This is a genomic window from Bacillus cereus group sp. MG1 (genome assembly GCF_040460035.1).
GTDB lineage: Bacteria > Bacillota > Bacilli > Bacillales > Bacillaceae_G > Bacillus_A > Bacillus_A cereus.
The window spans coordinates 3,497,083-3,515,494 of sequence record NZ_JARVGY010000001.1; the positions used below are offsets into that span (position 1 = coordinate 3,497,083).

Here is an 18,412-nt window from a genome sequence, read left to right on the forward strand (position 1 = left end):
TAAATAATGTCATTATAATAGATAATAGAATACATAGGAGGGGGATGTAAAGTATGAAAGTAGAAACGCTTCCTGTCATTAAAGGAGAAAATAATTTGCCGAATTATGATGAGGCATACGCGAATTTTAACTGGGAAGAGGTTAATAAAAACTTTACTTGGAATGAAACAGGCCGAGTAAATATGGCGTATGAGGCAATTGATAAGCATGCGAAATCCGATCGAAAGAATAAAGTAGCTCTTTATTATCAAGATGGATCGCGAAAAGAGAAATATACATTTAAGGAAATGAAGGATTTTTCTAATAAAGCAGGAAACGTCCTTAAGAATTATGGCGATGTAGAAAAAGGCGATCGCGTTTTTATTTTTATGCCACGTTCTCCAGAGTTATATTTCGCACTTTTAGGTGCAGTGAAATTAGGAGCAATTGTTGGACCGCTATTTGAAGCATTTATGGAAGGCGCAGTTCGCGATCGCTTAGAAGATAGCGAAGCAAAGGTGTTAATTACAACGCCTGAATTGTTAGAGCGCGTACCATTAAATGATTTACCGGCTTTAAAAACAGTTTTCCTTGTTGGAGATAATGTAGAAGAAGGCGGTAAAACGGTAGCGTTCAATCCTTTATTTGAACAAGCTTCAAAAGAATTACATATTGAATGGTTAGGCCGTGAAGACGGCTTGATTCTACATTACACGTCTGGTTCTACTGGTAAGCCAAAAGGTGTGCTTCATGCGCAAAACGCAATGGTTCAGCACTATCAAACGGCGAAGTGGGTATTAGATTTAAAAGAAGACGATGTATATTGGTGTACTGCTGACCCGGGCTGGGTAACTGGAACAGCTTACGGTATTTTCGCACCGTGGTTAGTTGGAGCGTCAAACGTTATTTTAGGTGGACGCTTTAGTCCAGAAGCTTGGTATGAAGCACTGCAAGATTACGGTGTGACGGTTTGGTACAGCGCACCAACAGCATTCCGTATGTTAATGGGAGCTGGACAAGACGCAATTAAAAAATATGACTTATCACAAGTGCGCCACGTATTAAGCGTTGGTGAGCCGTTAAATCCAGAAGTAATTCGCTGGGGTATGAACGCATTTGGACTTCGTATTCATGATACGTGGTGGATGACAGAAACAGGTGGACAAGTTATTTGTAACTACCCTTGTATGGAAATCCGTCCAGGCTCAATGGGTAAACCAATTCCAGGTGTGAAAGCAGCGATTGTTGATAATGAAGGAAATGAAGTGCCTCCTTACACAATGGGTAACTTAGCAATTGCGAAAGGTTGGCCATCTATGATGCGTGGGATCTGGAATAACGAGCAAAAATATGAATCTTATTTCATGCCGGGAGATTGGTACGTATCAGGTGACTCTGCCTATATGGATGAAGATGGATACTTCTGGTTCCAAGGGCGTATTGACGATGTAATTATGACGTCAGGTGAGCGCGTTGGTCCGTTTGAAGTAGAAAGTAAATTAATTGAGCACGCTGCTGTTGCAGAAGCTGGTGTAATTGGTATTCCTGATCCGGTGCGCGGCGAAATTATTAAAGCATTTATCGCACTTCGAGCAGGATACGAACCATCTGATGAATTAAAAGAAGAAATTCGTCAATTTGTAAAGAAAGGCCTAGCAGCTCATGCAGCGCCACGACAAATTGAATTTAGAGATAAATTACCGAAAACGAGAAGTGGTAAAATTATGCGCCGCGTATTAAAAGCGTGGGAGTTAAACTTACCAACAGGTGACTTATCAACGATGGAAGATTAAGAGAGAAAGGTCTGAACGAAAAATGTTCAGGCCTTTCTTTTTTATGATATCATGAACTTATATATATAAGTTAAAGGGGATAGTATGATGAAAACAGAAAAAGAAAAGATGATACTAGGTGAAATGTACATACCAGCTGATCCAGTTTTAGTTCAAGAGAGGGAGCAAGCTCGTATATTAACGAGAAAATTAAATGAAACGCCAGAAGTACAATTAAAAGAGCGTAGCGAAATCGTAAAAGAACTATTCGGAACGACTGGAGATAACATTCATCTTGAATCTTCTTTCAGATGTGATTACGGCTATAACATTCATGTGGGTGAAAATTTTTACGCGAACTTTGACTGTACCATTTTAGATGTATGTCCAGTAACAATCGGAGTGAACTGTATGTTAGCTCCAGGTGTTCACATTTATACAGCAACGCACCCGCTTGATCCGGTAGAGCGCATAAGCGGATCAGAATACGGAAAACCAGTTACAATTGGCGATAACGTATGGATTGGCGGAAGAGCAATTATTAATCCAGGTGTAACAATTGGAGACAATGCGGTGATCGCATCTGGTGCTGTCGTAACGAAAGATGTGCCTAATAATGTAGTAGTTGGCGGGAATCCTGCAAAGATTATAAAAAAACTAAAATAATATTTGAACGAAGTGCCTTCCTCGTCTGTATACATTTATGAAAGAATAGATGAGGGAGGCTTTTATATGTCTAATAAATTACTTCTTACTTTTGCTGTAATTGGAATTATAGTTGTATTTTCTTGTGGTCTTTTCTTACCGATACCAATTGGATATAGAGTATCAATGCTTACAGCTGGAGTTATAATGGGTGTTATGTTTTCAATCATTATTCCATTTGATAGAAAACATATAGTACGGAAAAATGGATATAAAATTGATTTTACAAAAACAAAAGTGTATTTTCGCTGGAATGTATTTGACACTATTTCTATCTGCCTTGCGTTGTATGCATGCATATGTGTGCAAGCGTTAAATACTTTAGTTACTATGGGATTTACGATTCAAAACCCATATGTGCAATTTTTTACAAATCAATCACAATTGTGGATTTTTATTGCGATTGCATATTTAATTTCCCGTATTTCATTAACGTTAAAAGGAATAAAGGAGATCAAAAATCATGGCGCAGATTGGGATTGAGGAGGAGCTCATGCTTGCGTATCAAAGTGGAGATAAACAAGCGGGAGAAAGACTATATGTTTTAATCAAACCAGCGCTATACACATTTTTATATCGATTTAACCGAGATGAACAATTAAGTATCGATCTTGTGCAAGATACGTTTTTGACGCTAGAGCGTAAGAAACATATGTATGAACTTGAAAAAGGTAAAATAAAAACGTATTTATTTCAAATTGGTTATCGTCTTATGATTAATAAATTAAATAGGAGAAAAAAGTGGCGTACGCTTTTGCCATTTTTAGTGCCGATTCCGGAAAAAGAATTTTCTCACGAAGATCGGCTCACAGTAAGAGAAGCAATTTTGAAAGTTCCAGAAGAGCAAAGAGCGGTCCTAATCCTTTCTTATTATCATGACATGCAGCAAAAAGAAATTGCAGAGATATTAAACATTCCGATTGGAACGGTGAAATCGAGACTTCATAACGGGATAAAGAAATTGAAACAATTGCTGGAGGTGGACGAAATTGAGCGAAAATCCCTTTAAGAGTGAATATAAGTTAAAGCAACATTTAGATAGTGATCATGTAGAAATACCAGACTTTCCAAAAACGGTAAGTCGATTCGATCGATTAATCGGGTTTCTTGGTTCCCCAGCGAAAGATCCTGTGGAGGCGACCATTGGGAATGATTTATCGATTGTGTTTCATGTATCGTTATTAGTTGGGGTTCCAATTCTTTCTCTTATTACGATACTCTTTATGGTGTTGTAAAGGATTGACAAGAAGGGAAACCTGACCTCTATTTGACATGCCTATATAAATGATGGTATAAAGAAAAGTATATGAATAATTGAGCGTGGAAAGGGAGAAGTAGTGATCATTTCCCTGTTTTAGAGAGCTGATGGCCGGTGAAAATCAGCACATAGATGATCGCGAATTACGCCCCTAGAGCATCTTTTTTCGATTGAATTTTATTCAAAAGGGAAAAGACGGTGCTAAGCCGTTATGTAAATAAGGTGGTAGGCTTTTTTGCCTGCAACTAGGGTGGTAACGCGATAATCAAAATCGTCCCTTATTTGAAGGGGCGATTTTTTTATGTTTTCAACCTTCACGCCAGTAATGAACTTAAAGGAGAGTATGTAGGATATGGGTATTTTACAAGATCTTGAATTTCGCGGTCTAATTAATCAGCAAACAGATGCTGAGGGCCTTGAGCAATTATTAGAAAAAGAAAGCGTTAAATTATACTGTGGTTTCGACCCGACAGCGGATAGCTTACACATTGGTCATATGTTACCAGTATTAATGTTACGTCGTTTCCAATTAGCTGGTCACCAACCAATCGCACTTGTTGGCGGTGGTACTGGTATGATCGGTGACCCGAGTGGTAAAAAAGCAGAACGTACATTAAATACGAAAGATACAGTTGCTTACTACACAGAAAGCATTAAAAACCAACTTTCAAACTTCTTAGAGTTTGAAAACGTGGACAACCCAGCAACGATGGCTAACAACTACGACTGGCTTGGTAGCTTAGATGTAATTTCATTCTTACGCGATATCGGTAAAAACTTCGGTTTAAACTATATGTTAGCAAAAGATACAGTAGCATCTCGTTTAGAAACTGGTATTTCATTCACTGAGTTTAGTTACATGATTTTACAATCATACGACTTCTTAAACTTATATCAGCAACATAATTGCCGTCTACAAATCGGTGGTAGTGACCAATGGGGTAACATTACAGCTGGTCTTGAATTAATCCGTAAATCAGAAGAAGATGCGAAAGCATTCGGTTTAACAATTCCACTAGTTACTAAATCTGACGGTACGAAGTTTGGTAAAACCGAAGGCGGCGCAATTTGGTTAGACCCAGAGAAAACAACTCCTTACGAGTTCTACCAATTCTGGATTAACACAGATGACCGCGACGTTGTTAAATACTTAAAATACTTCACATTCTTATCTCATGAAGAAATTCTTGAGCTTGAAAAGCAAGTAGCTGAAGCGCCAGAAAAACGTGCAGCACAAAAAGCATTAGGTTCTGAAATGACAAAACTTGTTCATGGTGAAGAAGCATTAGAGCAAGCGATTAAAATTTCAGCTGCATTATTCAGCGGTTCTGTAGCAGAACTGACTGCAAGCGAAATCGAGCAAGGATTCAAAGACGTACCATCTGTAGAACGTACTGCAGAAGATACAGTATTAATCGACTTACTTGTAGAAAGCAAAATCTCTCCATCAAAACGTCAAGCACGTGAAGATGTAACGAATGGCGCAATCTACGTAAACGGTGAGCGTACACAAGCATTAGACTACGTTGTAACAGAAAACGACCGCATCGAAGGTAAATTCACAATCATTCGCCGCGGTAAGAAGAAATATTTCTTAATTCGTTACTAATTAGAAACGAATGTAAACAAATAGTACCCCGAATTGTAGGCTGAAAAGTCTATGATTCGGGGTTTTTATGTATGGATTTAAATCGCCGGATCTTTTCTTTTAAATAGAATATAAAGAATTAATATGAGCATATAAAGTAAACTAACTAGCATAACGATAAATGCTGTTGGATAAAATTTTGCCGCATATATAAAGAAATCGATTTGATAAATATCTTGGTAATTTGAAACGGTGCCTTTAAAGTAATTTGTAAACTTAGCGCTATATTTCCATTCATCAGGATTATCTATTAAATTACTCCCCTGATACCAACTCATCAGTGCGGAAGTAATAAATAGCATAAATGAACTTCCGAGTTGAACCATTTGATTTATTGTCAAAAAGAATCCACCTCCCATTTTATGGTTATTATAACGTGCATTCATATGCTTGTAACCATTTTGTTGTAATCTCCTTTTCGAGTTCATACGGAAATCACATGTAAGCGGTATGATAAATGTATAACAACTAGAAAGGAGTGGTAAAACGAAATGTCACTAGAAGCGCTCATTATTTTTTCTTTGCTAAATGCGGGTCAGCTTGCAGAGAATTCGAAGGTGGATGTACATAAAGAGCAGAAAGATGCTTATGTATATGTTCAGAAAGAGGAAAATAAATAACTTTAATATATATAAATAAAGGCTGCCAGAGAAAGGTTTTAGTTTCTTTGGCAGCTTTTCTATTGAAATGTTTTATTCATCCTCATTTTGGAAGCATTAGGTGACTAAAACAACTAATGTAAGTTTATTAATTATAACTACATCTTTATCTTTATCTTTTTCGTCATCATAATCAACTGATTTTGTTTTTCCACCTACAAAGTTAGCTAAAATACTTGTTATTGATTCTGAGTCTAGTAATTTGCCGATCTCAATATTTTGCTTCTTTGGCACATACCCCTTTAAACTCCATTTTGTACATTTTGTATTTCATTCAATGTTGAAGACATTATATCTACATAATCTATCATAGCACCTATGTTTAACTTGGCTGTTTCAGTATCATTTTCATTTAAAGCTATAAATGCTTGGTCTACCATTTGTTTAATTGCTCTTGCATCGTCTCTTAATTGAACTTTGAAGTAATCATACTCCTTAGGAGGTTCTATACTTGCTAGTCTATTAGCTCTCCCACTTACTCTACTTAATTCTCCCTTTAATCCTGTTTGAGTTGTTTTCCACGTTCCATCTTTTTCAGCTAAGGATTTAATAGATTGAACTGCCGTCTTTAAGTCATTAGAAGTATCCTTAATATCTTCTTGATACTTCTCTAAAGGAGAAGATGCACTAGAACCTTTAGTTAACTGCTTATCTCTATACTCTCTTTCCTCAGCTAGTGTTCTACCTTCTCCAATTACAGCTTCTTTTACTGTTTTATCGTTTGAGACTTCATTTTTATCTGTATCCTCTTTCTTTTTCGTTACCTCTTTTTCTTCCTTAGCTTTCTTTTCAGCAAGCAATTTTTCCTTTTCAGCAAGCAATTCTTCCTTTTTAGCAAGCAATTCTTCTTTTTCCTTGTTTAGCTTATCTGCTTCTTTGTCTATTGACTCGTCTTTCTTCTTTTCTGACTCTGAAATCTTTAAGCTATCAGTCTTATTCTCTTCTGTATTGTTCTTAGAACATCCTACCCACGCTACTAACATAAGTGGTAATGCTAAAAAACATATTAGTTTCTTTGCTTTCATTGCGTATACTCCTTTTAAAAAGAATTGTAATTAATTAACATATGAAACTATAACATAAGTTACATAAATAAGATATATAGATATTTCATCCTTAAGAGGGTTTTAACAATATGAAAACATGTATTACGGTTGTGGAGAATCCCACTCCGTATACTTTTAAAAAATTCCTTTATAAATTCCTTAGCGTTTGGGGGCTTTTTTATGCTTTCATAAACTCTTTATCAAAGAAGTTGTTTACGTAACTGATTATTTTTGTAAGGGTATTAATAAAACTCAAAGCGAACTTATCCATATTCATAATGAAAGGGTGATGAAATGATTATTAGAGAAGGTATTGAAGTAACTAGAATAACTTTAGATGGTATGAATTACCGATTCCAGAAGGGGATTCTGAGTTTCTGCTTCGTGCTGGATATTGGGAAGTTGGTGAAAAAGTAGAAAGAATAAATCGTGAGGAAATTCTGGCGGATTATGACAGAAAGGTTTTTCTGGAAGATGGAAAATTGTGTACGATACTCACTTACAAAGGGAATAAAAAGAAAAGATGTGATAGAGGATGAGTGAAGAACAAATTATTCGTGATGAATATGAGTATGTGGTGAAAGTAATCCTTACAAAGGAACAGCGGAAGAAATTTTTAACACCGTTAATACCAGCTGTACGGGAGCTAATTATAAAAAGGAAAGTAGAACAACGAAATAAGCAAAATGAAAGTATGAAAGAAGGTGAATAACAACATTCTTGATATTAAAATAGATGAACAAAAGATTGAAGAACTTTTCTTAGAAGAGTTACGAAAACGGCTAGATCATATTGAACATAGAAAAATGTTTTGGGATATGAAAGAATTGTGTAGACAAACATGTATGAGTGGAAATTCCATCAGAGAAAATTGCTTTTATGATGAACGTTTCCCGAAATTTAAAATAGATGGAAAGTGGTATTTTTCAGCGTTAGAAGTGGAAAAGTTTCTTCTTATGTAGATAAAAGAACAATGAACAATTTTAAAGAAAGAAGGGCTAATAATTATTAATTACTAATAAGATGAATGTACTACGGACCTACAGAGGTTTTATTATTTTACTTACACTTATCCATTTCTATACACACGCCAGCCATATTATTTTTTGCCCCCAGTACATTCTTTTTTATGCTTTATATAAATAAAAAAAGCCCAGGAACCTTGAATTAACAAGGTTCCTAAGGCTTTTAATACGACTCTTTTCAGAGTACCGAGATTAACGAGAGTAGAACTCTACGATTAATGCTTCGTTGATTTCAGCTGGTAACTCAGAACGCTCAGCGTGACGAGTGTAAGTAGCTTCTAATTTGTCAGCATCGAAAGTTAAGTATTCTGGTACGAAGTTGTTAACTTCGATCGCTTCTTTAACAACAACAAGGCTGTTAGATTTTTCGCGAACGCTGATAGTTTGACCAGGTTTTACACGGTAAGATGGGATATCTACGCGAGCGCCATCAACCATGATGTGACCGTGGTTTACTAATTGGCGAGCTGCACGACGAGTGCGAGCTAAGCCCATACGGTAAACTAAGTTGTCAAGACGAGCTTCAAGAAGGATCATGAAGTTTTCGCCGTGCTTACCAGGCATTTTACCTGCTTGGTCAAATGTGCGACGGAATTGACGCTCAGTCATGCCGTACATGTGACGAAGTTTTTGTTTCTCTTGTAATTGTAAACCGTATTCTGAAAGTTTCTTACGTTGGTTAGGACCGTGAGGACCTGGTGCGTAAGGGCGTTTTTCTAATTCTTTTCCTGTGCCGCTTAGAGAGATTCCAAGACGACGAGACAGTTTCCAAGCTGGACCTGTATAACGAGCCATAGTTGACTCCTCCTTTAAAAATGTTTTTATTTACGTAAAATAAAAACAGACGTAATCGATATTTACGGGCATTTTGTTTTCATGTACCTTCGCTCCAGCAGCAGGGAGTTACGAGATACACCTCCGTAGAGGAACAAAATACAAACGATAAACTCACATTACAAGGCTGCCTTTTTATTTTACACAAACGCTATTATATCTTTTACCCAGAGTTTCGTCAAGCGAGTACGTTTTTGTTTTATGCATATAAATTTTGGAAATTAATATAAGAAGGAATTTAAAACAATATAGAAGAAGAGATAGAAACACAAATAAAGCGCTTACATAAAATGAAGGAAAATGTTCATCAAATTTTTATGGATGAATATGCGGCAATAAAAACATAAGGGGGATGTTTTTATGAAAAAGAAGCATATGGAGACAGCGTTAATTCATCACGGTTATACATCTGAGGAACATAAAGGAAGTTTAACACCACCTTTATTTCAAACTTCTACATTTACATTTGAGACTGCGCAGCAAGGAGAGGCGAGTTTTGCGGGAGTGGATCCATCTTATATTTACTCACGGCTTGGAAATCCAACTGTGAAATTATTTGAAGAACGTATGGCGGTGTTAGAAGGAGGAGAAGAGGCACTTGCCTTCGGATCTGGTATGGCAGCTATTTCAGCGACTTTAATCGGTTTTTTAAAGGCTGGAGATCATATTATTTGTTCAAATGGATTATACGGATGCACGTACGGTTTTTTAGAAGTGTTAGAAGAAAAATTTATGATTACGCATTCGTTTTGTGATATGGAGACAGAGGTTGATATTGAAAATAAAATTCGCCCAAATACAAAGCTTATTTTCGTTGAAACACCAATTAATCCGACAATGAAATTAATTGATTTAAAACAAGTGATTCGGGTTGCGAAGCGAAAAGGCTTACTTGTTATTGTTGATAATACGTTTTGTTCACCTTATTTACAAAGGCCGCTTGAGCTTGGCTGTGACGCTGTTGTGCATAGTGCGACAAAATATATTGGTGGTCACGGTGACGTTGTAGCAGGTGTAACAATTTGTAAAACGAAAGCATTAGCTGAAAAGATTCGCCCGATGCGAAAGGATATCGGCGGTATTATGGCGCCGTTTGATGCGTGGTTATTATTACGTGGGTTAAAGACGTTAGCAGTAAGAATGGATCGTCATTGTGATAATGCAGAAAAAATTGTATCGTTCTTAAGAAAACATGATGCGGTAGAAGGTGTTTGGTATCCAGAAGGGGAGTTAGCATCTCGTCAAATGAAACGCGGGGGCGGTGTTATTTCTTTTTCAGTAAAAGGCGGAAAAGAAGAGACGCAAGCGTTTATTAATGATCTTCACTTTATTACAATTGCGGTGAGTTTAGGAGATACAGAAACGTTAATTCAGCATCCAGCAACGATGACGCACGCTGCGATTCCAGCGGAACTAAGAAAAGAAATGGGCATTTTCGATAATTTAATACGCTTATCGGTCGGTTTAGAATCGTGGGAGGATATCGTTTCTGATTTAGAGCAGGCATTAAAGAAAATATCTACTGTTAATCAATGAAAAAAGAGTGAGCTATCGGTTTTGTACAGGACGTACTAAATCGATAACTCGCTCTTTTCTTTTTACATATGTTTTAGGAGTGTTTCCACAAACTTTTCTAAATAGCGCTGATCTAATTCATCAAAACGATTTTTTTCAGGACTATCAATGTCCAGTACACCAATGACAGCTCCTTCTTTCACAATCGGTACAACGATTTCCGAATTAGAAGCACTATCGCAAGCGATGTGACCTGGGAATTGGTGAACGTCCGCTACAAGCTGCGTTGTTTTCGTTTCAGCTGCTACGCCGCAAACGCCTCGTCCAAATGGAATGCGTACGCAAGCAGGCATTCCTTGGAACGGTCCAAGGACAAGCTGATTTCCTTCTGTTACGTAAAAGCCAACCCAATTAACGCGATCTAAAAATTGGTTTAATAATGCGGACGCATTTGATAAGTTTGCGACTACGTTTGATTCGCCAGTTAATAACGCATCCAGTTGTTTAATTACTGTCTCATATTGCTGCACGCGAGATCCTGCATAACTTTCTTTAGTAAACATGGAAACAGCTCCTTTTTTATCGAGATGTGTAAAATATTAGCAAAATACGATGTATTTCACATGACTTTGTCGATAGAAAATTAAAGGAATTTGTCTTAAAAGTCAAGAAATTTAAACTATAGCTGTTCATTGAAGGGAAGTGAGCGCATGAAGCAGACGAAACAAAAAGTAATTGATGCGGCAATATCGTTGTTTAATACGAAAGGTTATGATGGAACGTCGGTGCGAGACATTGCAAAGCGAGCGGATGTGAATGTAGCGAATATTTCATATTATTTTGCTGGGAAGCAAGGTTTATTAGAACAGCTTATTACTGATTTTTTAGAAGGATATATTCATGTGATTGAAATGTCGTTTGAACAGAGAGAGTATTTGTCGGCTAAAGATGTGATGGTGCAAATGGTGCGAGGGATTTTACGATATCAATTTGAAAATAGAGAACTAACACGTTTCTTCTACCGAGAGCTTTCGCTTGATACGACATTAATTCGTGAAGTGATGACCGTTTATTTTTCTAAAGAAAGATATTATATAGAACAAATGATTAGACAAGGACAAATGAAACAAGAATTTCAGAAAGTATCATTTACAATGTTTATGACGCAATTAAAAGGTATGATAAATATGCCGTTTTTATATCCACAATATATATCAGAAGTACTCCATTCTTTCCCGTCTGAGACATTTTTTATAGAGATGTACACGAAAGAGATTGAGCAATGGATGGAACAAGCATTATGTAAAGCGAATATGTACCATGAATGGCCAAGAGCTGTTCATATGTGAAGAATCCCCACCTAACGAACTGAGGTGGGGATTTTTATGTTTACTTTTCTTTGCCATAAATTGTTACATAATAGCGCGATAATTGTTAATGCAGCTCCAGCGATTTCAATTTTATCGACTGTATAACCTCGAAAGATAGAACCAATCAGTGCAAGGATAGGAACTAAATTCATAAATAATATGCCGTTAATAGATGAAATATAGCGATTTCCCATATTCCAGCAAAATACAGCGATAACGCCTGCGATAATCGACATATAAAAGAGTTCAAAACGAACGCTCACAACTGTACGCAGTGACGGCATAGTAACTATATTTGTGTACGTTAAGAAAGTAACAATAACGATGAGTGAAATGGAGCCAAATAAACAAGTTAATGTCGTGTACCTAAGTGGTGACCAAGATTGAAAACGAGCACCCCCGTTTGTATAAATGACCCAGCAAGTAACGCCGCATAGCATCAATATATTTGTTGATAAGTGGCTTGCAGCTCCAAATAGTAATTCAATATTTCCTTTTGAAATGACAAGCATAACACCAAGTAATGCAACGAACATACAAAGGAATGTATAGTTTTGTGGGCGGCGATTTTTCGTTATCCATTGCAGTGATAAGGCAATCAGTGGCATAAGGGATTGAATCATAGCTGCATGGATTGCTCCGGAAGGTCCGGCAAGTTGTTGTCCGTAGAAAACGAGAAAACCATACCCCGCGAAACCGACTGTCCCGTAAAAGAATAGAGAAAGTGTTCTTTTTTCTAAGCGGAGTGAAGTCTTTCCTTCAGTAATTAATAGCAAAATAAGAAAAATAATAGCTGCTGATCCATAGCGAAGCGTTGTGAAGAAGAATGGATCGATAAATTGCAGAGCATTTGCCATTACAGGAAACATAAATCCCCAGGCAGTGACGGCGAGTAAGCATAGAAAGGATCCGAGTAGCATTTGTTTTTTGTTCAAGAGTATCTTTCCCCTTTACATTTCGTTATAGTAAGTTGATGAAATAAGTATAAAGAGTAATTGTTTATAGGAGGAAATATCGATTTCTTATAACGGTTATAACTTTTTGTTAGAGGTGTGTACGATGGATTTGGAGGCAGTACGATCGTTTATTGAAGTGAAGCATACGCGAAGTTTATCAAAGGCAAGTAAGATTTTACATATATCTCAACCAGCGCTTAGTAAACAAATTCAAAAGTTAGAAGCGGATTTAGAGGTTACTTTACTTAAGCGTTCGGCGCAAGGAGTAGAGTTAACGGAGGCAGGAGAGTTATTTATAAAAAGAATGTTACCGATTTTGGAGCAAATAAATGAAGTGAAAACAGAAATGAGGGGGTATCAAGAGAACCGGAAGTTTTCAATTGGTATACTACCGAGTTTAGCGGAGCATTACATATCAGAATGTAAAGATATATTAGGTGATGAGTTCGAAGTGGAATGGCAAATCGGTCATACGGAAGTATTAAGAGATTTATTTAAAGCGCGGGAGATTGACGCGATGTTCATCGATTCAGTAGTAGAAGGTGTTACGTATATAAAAGAAGTGCAACAAGAGAAAATTGTTTGTGCCGTTTCAAATAATCATCCGTACAAAGAGAAGGTAGTCATTCAAATAGAAGAGCTGCACAATGAAAAATTAATTGTATATCCAGAAATATGTGATGTAAGGAAAATGATTATGAACATGTTTCATGAAATAGGTGTAAAACCAACTATAGCTGTGGAAACATCTTACGCAGAACCGATGCTTGCAATGGTAAAAGCTGGCCTTGGTATCACGTTACTTCCAGAAAGGGCAGTAGAGCAGTCTGTAAGGCAAGGAAATGTACATGTAATCTCTGTTGAACCACCACTCATGCGGAAAATTTATTTCGTATCCCATACGAAAGATTGTTTGTTATTACAATCATTTGAGGATAGGTAGTGAGGTAGGCGGAATATTGAGAAAGATTACAATCACATTGAAAGGAACATGAAATTTTTAAAAAAACTAGGTCAAAAACAAACCATTACATGGTATGATTAGTACATTGTTAGTTGTTAAATATAGGGGAATTCCCTTTTTATACATAATGCCTTCCATTTCATAAACGGAACGGACAAAAAAAGAGATATAACTAGGAGGCTTTTTTGCATGGATTCTATCCTGACGATCGTTATCATTGTAGTAAGCTCTATTCTAGTGCTGCTCATGATAGAGCTTGTGATAAGAAATCGTTCATATAAAGATATTGAAGCACTGGAGCAGTGGAAACAAGAGATAAAAGATAAACCTGTGGCAGATGAATTAAAACGGGTAAAAGATTTAAACATGACGGGTCAAACAGAAGAACTGTTTGGTAAATGGCGTGAAGAATGGGATGAAATTGTATCAACAACCCTTCCGAAAGCTGACAAAGATTTAGCGCAAGCGCGAAAATTCGCCTCGCAATTCTCCTTCCGAAAAGCAAAGCATGCGATGAACGAATCCATAAGTGGTTTAGATGACGCTGATAATCGTATTACGGACATTTTAAATGAATTACAGCAATTGTTAGAAAGCCATGAGAAAAATAGCTCGGAAATTGAAGGGTTACGTGATACATATCGTAGTATGAAAAAGAGTGTTCTTGCTCATAGACATATGTATGGAGCAGCAGAGCAGAAAATCGAAGAGATGCTAGACGCTGAATCTGAGAAATTTAAAACCTTTGAAGAAGCAACAAACAATGGCGACTATTTAAAAGCGAGAGAAATTGTTATTAGTTTGGAAGAAGGTTTAGCAGATTTAGAAATCATTATTCACCAAATTCCAGATTTATTGGTAGAGTGCCAAGCGACGTTACCAGTTCAGCTGGAAGATTTATTACACGGACATAATGATATGGTAAGACAAGGTTATGTATTAGATTATTTGGAAGTCCCTAAAGAAGTTCGCGATATGACGAAACAACTACAAACATGTTTAATGGATATACAGGAGCTTCATATAACAGAAGCGGCTGAAAAAGTAGAAAACTTAAAAACACGTTTAGATGGCTTCTACGATCAATTGGAACAAGAAGTACATGCGAGACATTATGTGGAGCAAAAAACACTTTCTGTTTACGATGACTTAGAAGAAATGCGTATCGAAACGATTGAAACGAAAACAGAAACACAACTTGTGAAACAAAGCTATCAGTTACAAGATAAAGACATTGAGTCTCAAAAAGTAATTGAAAAGCAAATGCACATTTTAACGAAACGTTTTGAAATGCTGCAATTACGCGTTGCAGAACAAGATATTGCCTTCTCTATTATTCGTGAGGAACTAGAAGAGGTTTATGAGCAATGTGAAACGTTAAAAGTACTTCATGCAGAATATAAAGAAATGCTGCAAGCGATGCGCAAAGAAGAATTTGAAGCACGTGAGAAGTTACAAGAAATGCGAAATATTATTTTCGAAACGAAACGCTTTATGCAAAAGTCGAATTTGCCAGGTCTTCCAGAGAGTATTATGGAAGATTTAAAAAGAGGGCAAATGGCAATGCAAGCTGTATATGAACAATTAGAAGTGAAGCCGTTAAATATGAACGCTGTAAATAGCAGTTTAGAAGAAGCATACACAACTGTGAACGGTGTAGCTGAAATGACAGAAGAGTTAATTGGACAAGCATATTTAGTGGAAAAATTAATTCAGTACGGTAACCGTTACCGTAGTCATGATGAAAACCTAGCAGAAAGTTTAAATTATGCTGAGAAATTATTCCGTGAATACCAATACGATGCAGCTTTAGAACAAGCGGCTTCAGTGTTAGAGCAACTTGAACCTGGCGTTGTTCAAAAAATAGCTGAATATGTAGACAATGAACAAACCCTTTCATAAAAGGGTTTGTTTTTTTATGTAATTTTGCAGGCGATGTTGCTATAATGAATAGCGGAATACAGCAAGGTTATTCGTTTCAAAATAAAGTGAAACTGTAATCGGTGGGAAGATTCATCCCCACTGATTACTAGCCTTCACCAATCGGGCATTTACGGGCAGTTAATCTCCCATCTAACTTCTTTGCTCTAACTGGATTTTGAGGTGAGAGTCTTATTGCCCGTTAACGCGGGATAAAGTGAAACTGTAATAGGAGGGCATCCTCGCCAATTATTAGCCTTCACCAATCGAGATAAAACGGAACCTTTGCGTAGTCTTAGCGTAATGACACGTATTTATGATATGATTATACGATGTGATAGCGCTGAAAGGGGAAGAACGATGATCTATTTTGATAATAGTGCGACGACTAAGCCATATCCAGAAGCTCTTCAATCGTACGTGACGGTTGCTGGGAAATATTTTGGTAATCCTTCTTCTATTCATTCGCTTGGAGGAGAGGCAGAGCGTCTATTAACACAATCAAGAACGATTGCAGCGCAGCTTCTTCGTGTTAAACCTTCTGAAATTATTTTTACATCAGGTGGAACGGAAGGGAATAACCTTGCGATTAAAGGGATAGCGATGAGGAATCGTTCGCGTGGTAAACATATCATTACAACAAATATTGAACACGCGTCTGTGTTTGAAGCATATAAGCAATTAGAAGAACTCGGGTTTGATGTAACATACTTACCGGTTAACGAGCATGGTGTTGTATCGGTAGAAGATGTGAAACGAGCGCTTCGTGAAGATACGATTCTTGTGTCAATTATTCATGTGAACAACGAAACTGGAGCAATTCAGCCTGTTGCTGAAATTGGAACGTTATTATCGAATCATCCGAAAATAAGATTCCATGTAGATCATGTACAAGGGATAGGAAAAGTACCGCTTGATTTATATGCTTCTCATATTGATCTTTGCTCAATATCTGGACATAAATTCCACAGTGTAAAAGGAACAGGTCTTCTTTATGTACGCGATGGCGTAAGATTAGATCCGATTTTATCAGGTGGTCAACAAGAGCTTAAGTATCGCTCTGGTACAGAAAATTTACCTGGCATTGTAGCGATGGTGAAAGCACTTCGCATGACAATGGAACAAGTGAAAGAAAAGGTAGCTCATTTGCAAAGTTTACAAGCAGAGCTTGTTCGTTTCTTTAAAGAGATGGAAGATGTAACGATTAACACGTCGCTTGCATATGCAGCACCGCACATTTTAAATGTATCATTTGTTGGTTTAAAACCAGAAGTAGTCGTTCATGCTTTAGAAGAACACGGTGTATATGTGTCAACGAAATCTGCTTGTTCTTCAAAAGCAAATGAAGTGAGCAGAGTGTTAGTGTCAATGGGAGTGCCGCATGCAGCAGCTGCAAGCGCTATTCGTATTAGTTTAGCACCAGAAAACACAATGGAAGAAGTAAAACAATTTGAAGGTATTGTAAAAGAGACGATGCCAAAATTATATGAAGTGATGAGGTAAAGAAATTATGTTGAAATATGAATATATTTTAGTGCGTTACGGAGAAATGACGACAAAAGGTAAGAACCGTTCTAAGTTTGTAAGCACATTAAAAGATAACGTGAAGTTCAAACTGAAAAAATTCCCAAATATTAAAATCGATGCAACACATGATCGTATGTACATCCAGTTAAATGGTGAAGATCATGAAGCAGTCTCTGAAAGATTGAAAGATGTATTCGGTATTCATAAATTTAACTTAGCGATGAAAGTACCATCAGAATTAGAAGACATTAAAGAAGGTGCATTAGCAGCTTTCTTACAAGTAAAAGGTGATGTGAAAACATTTAAAATTACTGTACACCGTTCTTATAAGCATTTCCCAATGAGAACGATGGAATTATTACCTGAGATTGGCGGACACATTCTAGAAAACACAGAAGATATTACAGTAGATGTTCATAATCCAGATGTAAATGTACGCGTAGAAATTCGCAGTGGTTATAGCTACATTATGTGTGATGAGCGTATGGGAGCTGGCGGTTTACCAGTTGGCGTTGGCGGAAAAGTAATGGTACTTCTTTCTGGTGGTATTGATAGCCCAGTAGCAGCTTACTTAACGATGAAACGCGGCGTATCTGTGGAAGCAGTTCACTTCCATAGTCCACCTTTCACAAGTGAGCGTGCAAAACAAAAAGTAATCGATTTAGCGCAAGAGTTAACGAAGTATTGTAAACGAGTAACGCTTCACCTTGTTCCGTTTACAGAAGTGCAAAAAACGATTAATAAAGAAATTCCATCTAGCTATTCAATGACGGTTATGCGCCGTATGATGATGCGTATTACAGAACGTATTGCTGAGGAGCGTAACGCACTTGCAATTACGACTGGTGAAAGTCTTGGACAAGTAGCAAGCCAAACGTTAGATAGTATGCATACGATTAACGAAGTAACAAACTACCCAGTTATTCGTCCGCTTATTACGATGGATAAATTAGAGATTATTAAAATCTCTGAAGAAATCGGCACGTATGATATTTCAATTCGTCCATATGAAGATTGCTGTACTGTATTTACACCAGCAAGCCCAGCGACGAAGCCGAAACGTGAAAAAGCAAATCGTTTTGAAGCGAAATACGATTTCACACCATTAATCGATGAAGCTGTAGCGAACAAAGAAACAATGGTATTACAAACGGTAGAAGTAGTGGCGGAAGAAGAAAAATTTGAAGAACTTTTCTAAAACCATAAATTACCATATTTAAAACGTGTATGAAGT

General features: G+C 37.0%; 21 protein-coding genes, 1 pseudogene and 1 other annotated feature. Of the genes and pseudogenes, 16 read left to right on the forward strand and 6 right to left on the reverse strand.

Features of this window, described 5'->3' with window-relative positions:
- Positions 1 to 53 precede the first annotated feature (53 nt).
- The 6 genes from acsA to tyrS all read left to right on the forward strand — a co-directional run bounded on the left by acsA (position 54) and on the right by tyrS (position 5,323).
- The gene (acsA, locus tag QCI79_RS18375; RefSeq protein ID WP_000862048.1) at positions 54 to 1,772 is read left to right on the forward strand and encodes an acetate--CoA ligase; all 1,719 of its coding nucleotides are present in this window, start codon (positions 54 to 56) and stop codon (positions 1,770 to 1,772) included.
- Positions 1,773 to 1,856: 84 nt separating this feature from the next.
- Positions 1,857 to 2,417, forward strand: coding sequence for a maltose acetyltransferase domain-containing protein (locus QCI79_RS18380; protein WP_002101427.1), 561 nt, complete (start codon positions 1,857 to 1,859; stop codon positions 2,415 to 2,417).
- A gap of 66 nt (positions 2,418 to 2,483) precedes the next feature.
- Entirely contained in the window at positions 2,484 to 2,939 is a 456-nt protein-coding gene (locus tag QCI79_RS18385; RefSeq protein WP_000066457.1) for a hypothetical protein, read from the forward strand.
- Positions 2,920 to 3,465 (forward strand): RNA polymerase sigma factor, encoded by a 546-nt coding sequence (locus QCI79_RS18390; protein WP_000057201.1) that lies wholly within the window; start codon positions 2,920 to 2,922, stop codon positions 3,463 to 3,465. Before QCI79_RS18385 ends, QCI79_RS18390 begins: the two co-directional genes overlap by 20 nt.
- The gene (locus QCI79_RS18395; RefSeq protein ID WP_001293778.1) at positions 3,446 to 3,691 is read left to right on the forward strand and encodes a hypothetical protein; all 246 of its coding nucleotides are present in this window, start codon (positions 3,446 to 3,448) and stop codon (positions 3,689 to 3,691) included. Before QCI79_RS18390 ends, QCI79_RS18395 begins: the two co-directional genes overlap by 20 nt.
- Positions 3,692 to 3,768: 77 nt before the next feature.
- Positions 3,769 to 3,996 (forward strand) — a binding site (T-box leader).
- Positions 3,997 to 4,066: 70 nt separating this feature from the next.
- Positions 4,067 to 5,323: a tyrosine--tRNA ligase gene (tyrS, locus tag QCI79_RS18400; RefSeq protein ID WP_000512092.1), complete on the forward strand. Its 1,257-nt coding sequence runs from the start codon at positions 4,067 to 4,069 to the stop codon at positions 5,321 to 5,323.
- Positions 5,324 to 5,400: 77 nt separating this feature from the next.
- On the opposite strand, the gene QCI79_RS18405 is transcribed toward tyrS, so the two are convergent.
- Positions 5,401 to 5,688, reverse strand: coding sequence for a YjdJ family protein (locus tag QCI79_RS18405; RefSeq protein WP_113623466.1), 288 nt, complete (start codon positions 5,686 to 5,688; stop codon positions 5,401 to 5,403).
- A gap of 165 nt (positions 5,689 to 5,853) precedes the next feature.
- Here QCI79_RS18405 and QCI79_RS18410 point away from each other — a divergent pair, with 165 nt between their 5' ends.
- Positions 5,854 to 5,982: a hypothetical protein gene (locus QCI79_RS18410; protein ID WP_000050944.1), complete on the forward strand. Its 129-nt coding sequence runs from the start codon at positions 5,854 to 5,856 to the stop codon at positions 5,980 to 5,982.
- 96 nt (positions 5,983 to 6,078) lie between these two features.
- On the opposite strand, the gene QCI79_RS18415 is transcribed toward QCI79_RS18410, so the two are convergent.
- Positions 6,079 to 6,255 carry a hypothetical protein gene (locus QCI79_RS18415; protein WP_002101421.1) on the reverse strand — a complete coding sequence of 59 codons (177 nt, stop codon included), beginning with the start codon at positions 6,253 to 6,255 and terminating at the stop codon, positions 6,079 to 6,081.
- Between the two features lie 8 nt (positions 6,256 to 6,263).
- The gene (locus tag QCI79_RS18420; RefSeq protein ID WP_000644808.1) at positions 6,264 to 7,046 is read right to left on the reverse strand and encodes a DUF6376 family protein; all 783 of its coding nucleotides are present in this window, start codon (positions 7,044 to 7,046) and stop codon (positions 6,264 to 6,266) included.
- A gap of 315 nt (positions 7,047 to 7,361) precedes the next feature.
- Here QCI79_RS18420 and QCI79_RS18425 point away from each other — a divergent pair.
- The 3 genes and pseudogenes from QCI79_RS18425 (at position 7,362) to QCI79_RS18435 (ending at position 8,029) form a co-directional block, all read left to right on the forward strand.
- Positions 7,362 to 7,606, forward strand: a pseudogene (locus QCI79_RS18425) (hypothetical protein).
- A complete protein-coding gene (locus QCI79_RS18430) occupies positions 7,603 to 7,779 on the forward strand; it encodes a hypothetical protein (RefSeq protein WP_001288257.1) in 177 nt (58 codons plus the stop codon). Before QCI79_RS18425 ends, QCI79_RS18430 begins: the two are co-directional and overlap by 4 nt.
- Complete coding sequence (locus tag QCI79_RS18435; protein WP_001063531.1) at positions 7,772 to 8,029, forward strand: hypothetical protein; 258 nt, start codon at positions 7,772 to 7,774, stop codon at positions 8,027 to 8,029. Before QCI79_RS18430 ends, QCI79_RS18435 begins: the two co-directional genes overlap by 8 nt.
- Before the next feature lie 255 nt (positions 8,030 to 8,284).
- Here QCI79_RS18435 and rpsD read toward each other — a convergent pair whose 3' ends face one another.
- Entirely contained in the window at positions 8,285 to 8,887 is a 603-nt protein-coding gene (rpsD, locus tag QCI79_RS18440; protein WP_000135317.1) for a 30S ribosomal protein S4, read from the reverse strand.
- A 399-nt stretch (positions 8,888 to 9,286) separates the two neighbouring features.
- Between rpsD and megL the strand changes: the two genes are divergently transcribed.
- Positions 9,287 to 10,462: a methionine gamma-lyase gene (gene megL, locus QCI79_RS18445; protein ID WP_000726606.1), complete on the forward strand. Its 1,176-nt coding sequence runs from the start codon at positions 9,287 to 9,289 to the stop codon at positions 10,460 to 10,462.
- A gap of 62 nt (positions 10,463 to 10,524) precedes the next feature.
- On the opposite strand, the gene QCI79_RS18450 is transcribed toward megL, so the two are convergent.
- A complete protein-coding gene (locus QCI79_RS18450) occupies positions 10,525 to 11,004 on the reverse strand; it encodes a GAF domain-containing protein (protein WP_000494337.1) in 480 nt (159 codons plus the stop codon).
- Positions 11,005 to 11,151: 147 nt separating this feature from the next.
- Here QCI79_RS18450 and refZ point away from each other — a divergent pair, with 147 nt between their 5' ends.
- Positions 11,152 to 11,790, forward strand: coding sequence for a forespore capture DNA-binding protein RefZ (gene refZ / locus QCI79_RS18455; protein WP_000814921.1), 639 nt, complete (start codon positions 11,152 to 11,154; stop codon positions 11,788 to 11,790).
- 11 nt (positions 11,791 to 11,801) lie between these two features.
- On the opposite strand, the gene QCI79_RS18460 is transcribed toward refZ, so the two are convergent.
- On the reverse strand, positions 11,802 to 12,746 hold the full coding sequence (locus QCI79_RS18460; protein ID WP_002101415.1) for a DMT family transporter: 945 nt from the start codon (positions 12,744 to 12,746) through the stop codon (positions 11,802 to 11,804).
- A gap of 124 nt (positions 12,747 to 12,870) precedes the next feature.
- Between QCI79_RS18460 and QCI79_RS18465 the strand changes: the two genes are divergently transcribed.
- The 4 genes from QCI79_RS18465 to thiI all read left to right on the forward strand — a co-directional run bounded on the left by QCI79_RS18465 (position 12,871) and on the right by thiI (position 18,376).
- A complete protein-coding gene (locus tag QCI79_RS18465) occupies positions 12,871 to 13,710 on the forward strand; it encodes a LysR family transcriptional regulator (protein ID WP_000362530.1) in 840 nt (279 codons plus the stop codon).
- Between the two features lie 210 nt (positions 13,711 to 13,920).
- Entirely contained in the window at positions 13,921 to 15,633 is a 1,713-nt protein-coding gene (gene ezrA, locus QCI79_RS18470) for a septation ring formation regulator EzrA (protein WP_000377299.1), read from the forward strand.
- Between the two features lie 378 nt (positions 15,634 to 16,011).
- Positions 16,012 to 17,154: a cysteine desulfurase family protein gene (locus tag QCI79_RS18475; RefSeq protein WP_000638992.1), complete on the forward strand. Its 1,143-nt coding sequence runs from the start codon at positions 16,012 to 16,014 to the stop codon at positions 17,152 to 17,154.
- Positions 17,155 to 17,161: 7 nt separating this feature from the next.
- A complete protein-coding gene (gene thiI / locus QCI79_RS18480) occupies positions 17,162 to 18,376 on the forward strand; it encodes a tRNA uracil 4-sulfurtransferase ThiI (RefSeq protein ID WP_000922338.1) in 1,215 nt (404 codons plus the stop codon).
- Positions 18,377 to 18,412 lie beyond the last annotated feature (36 nt).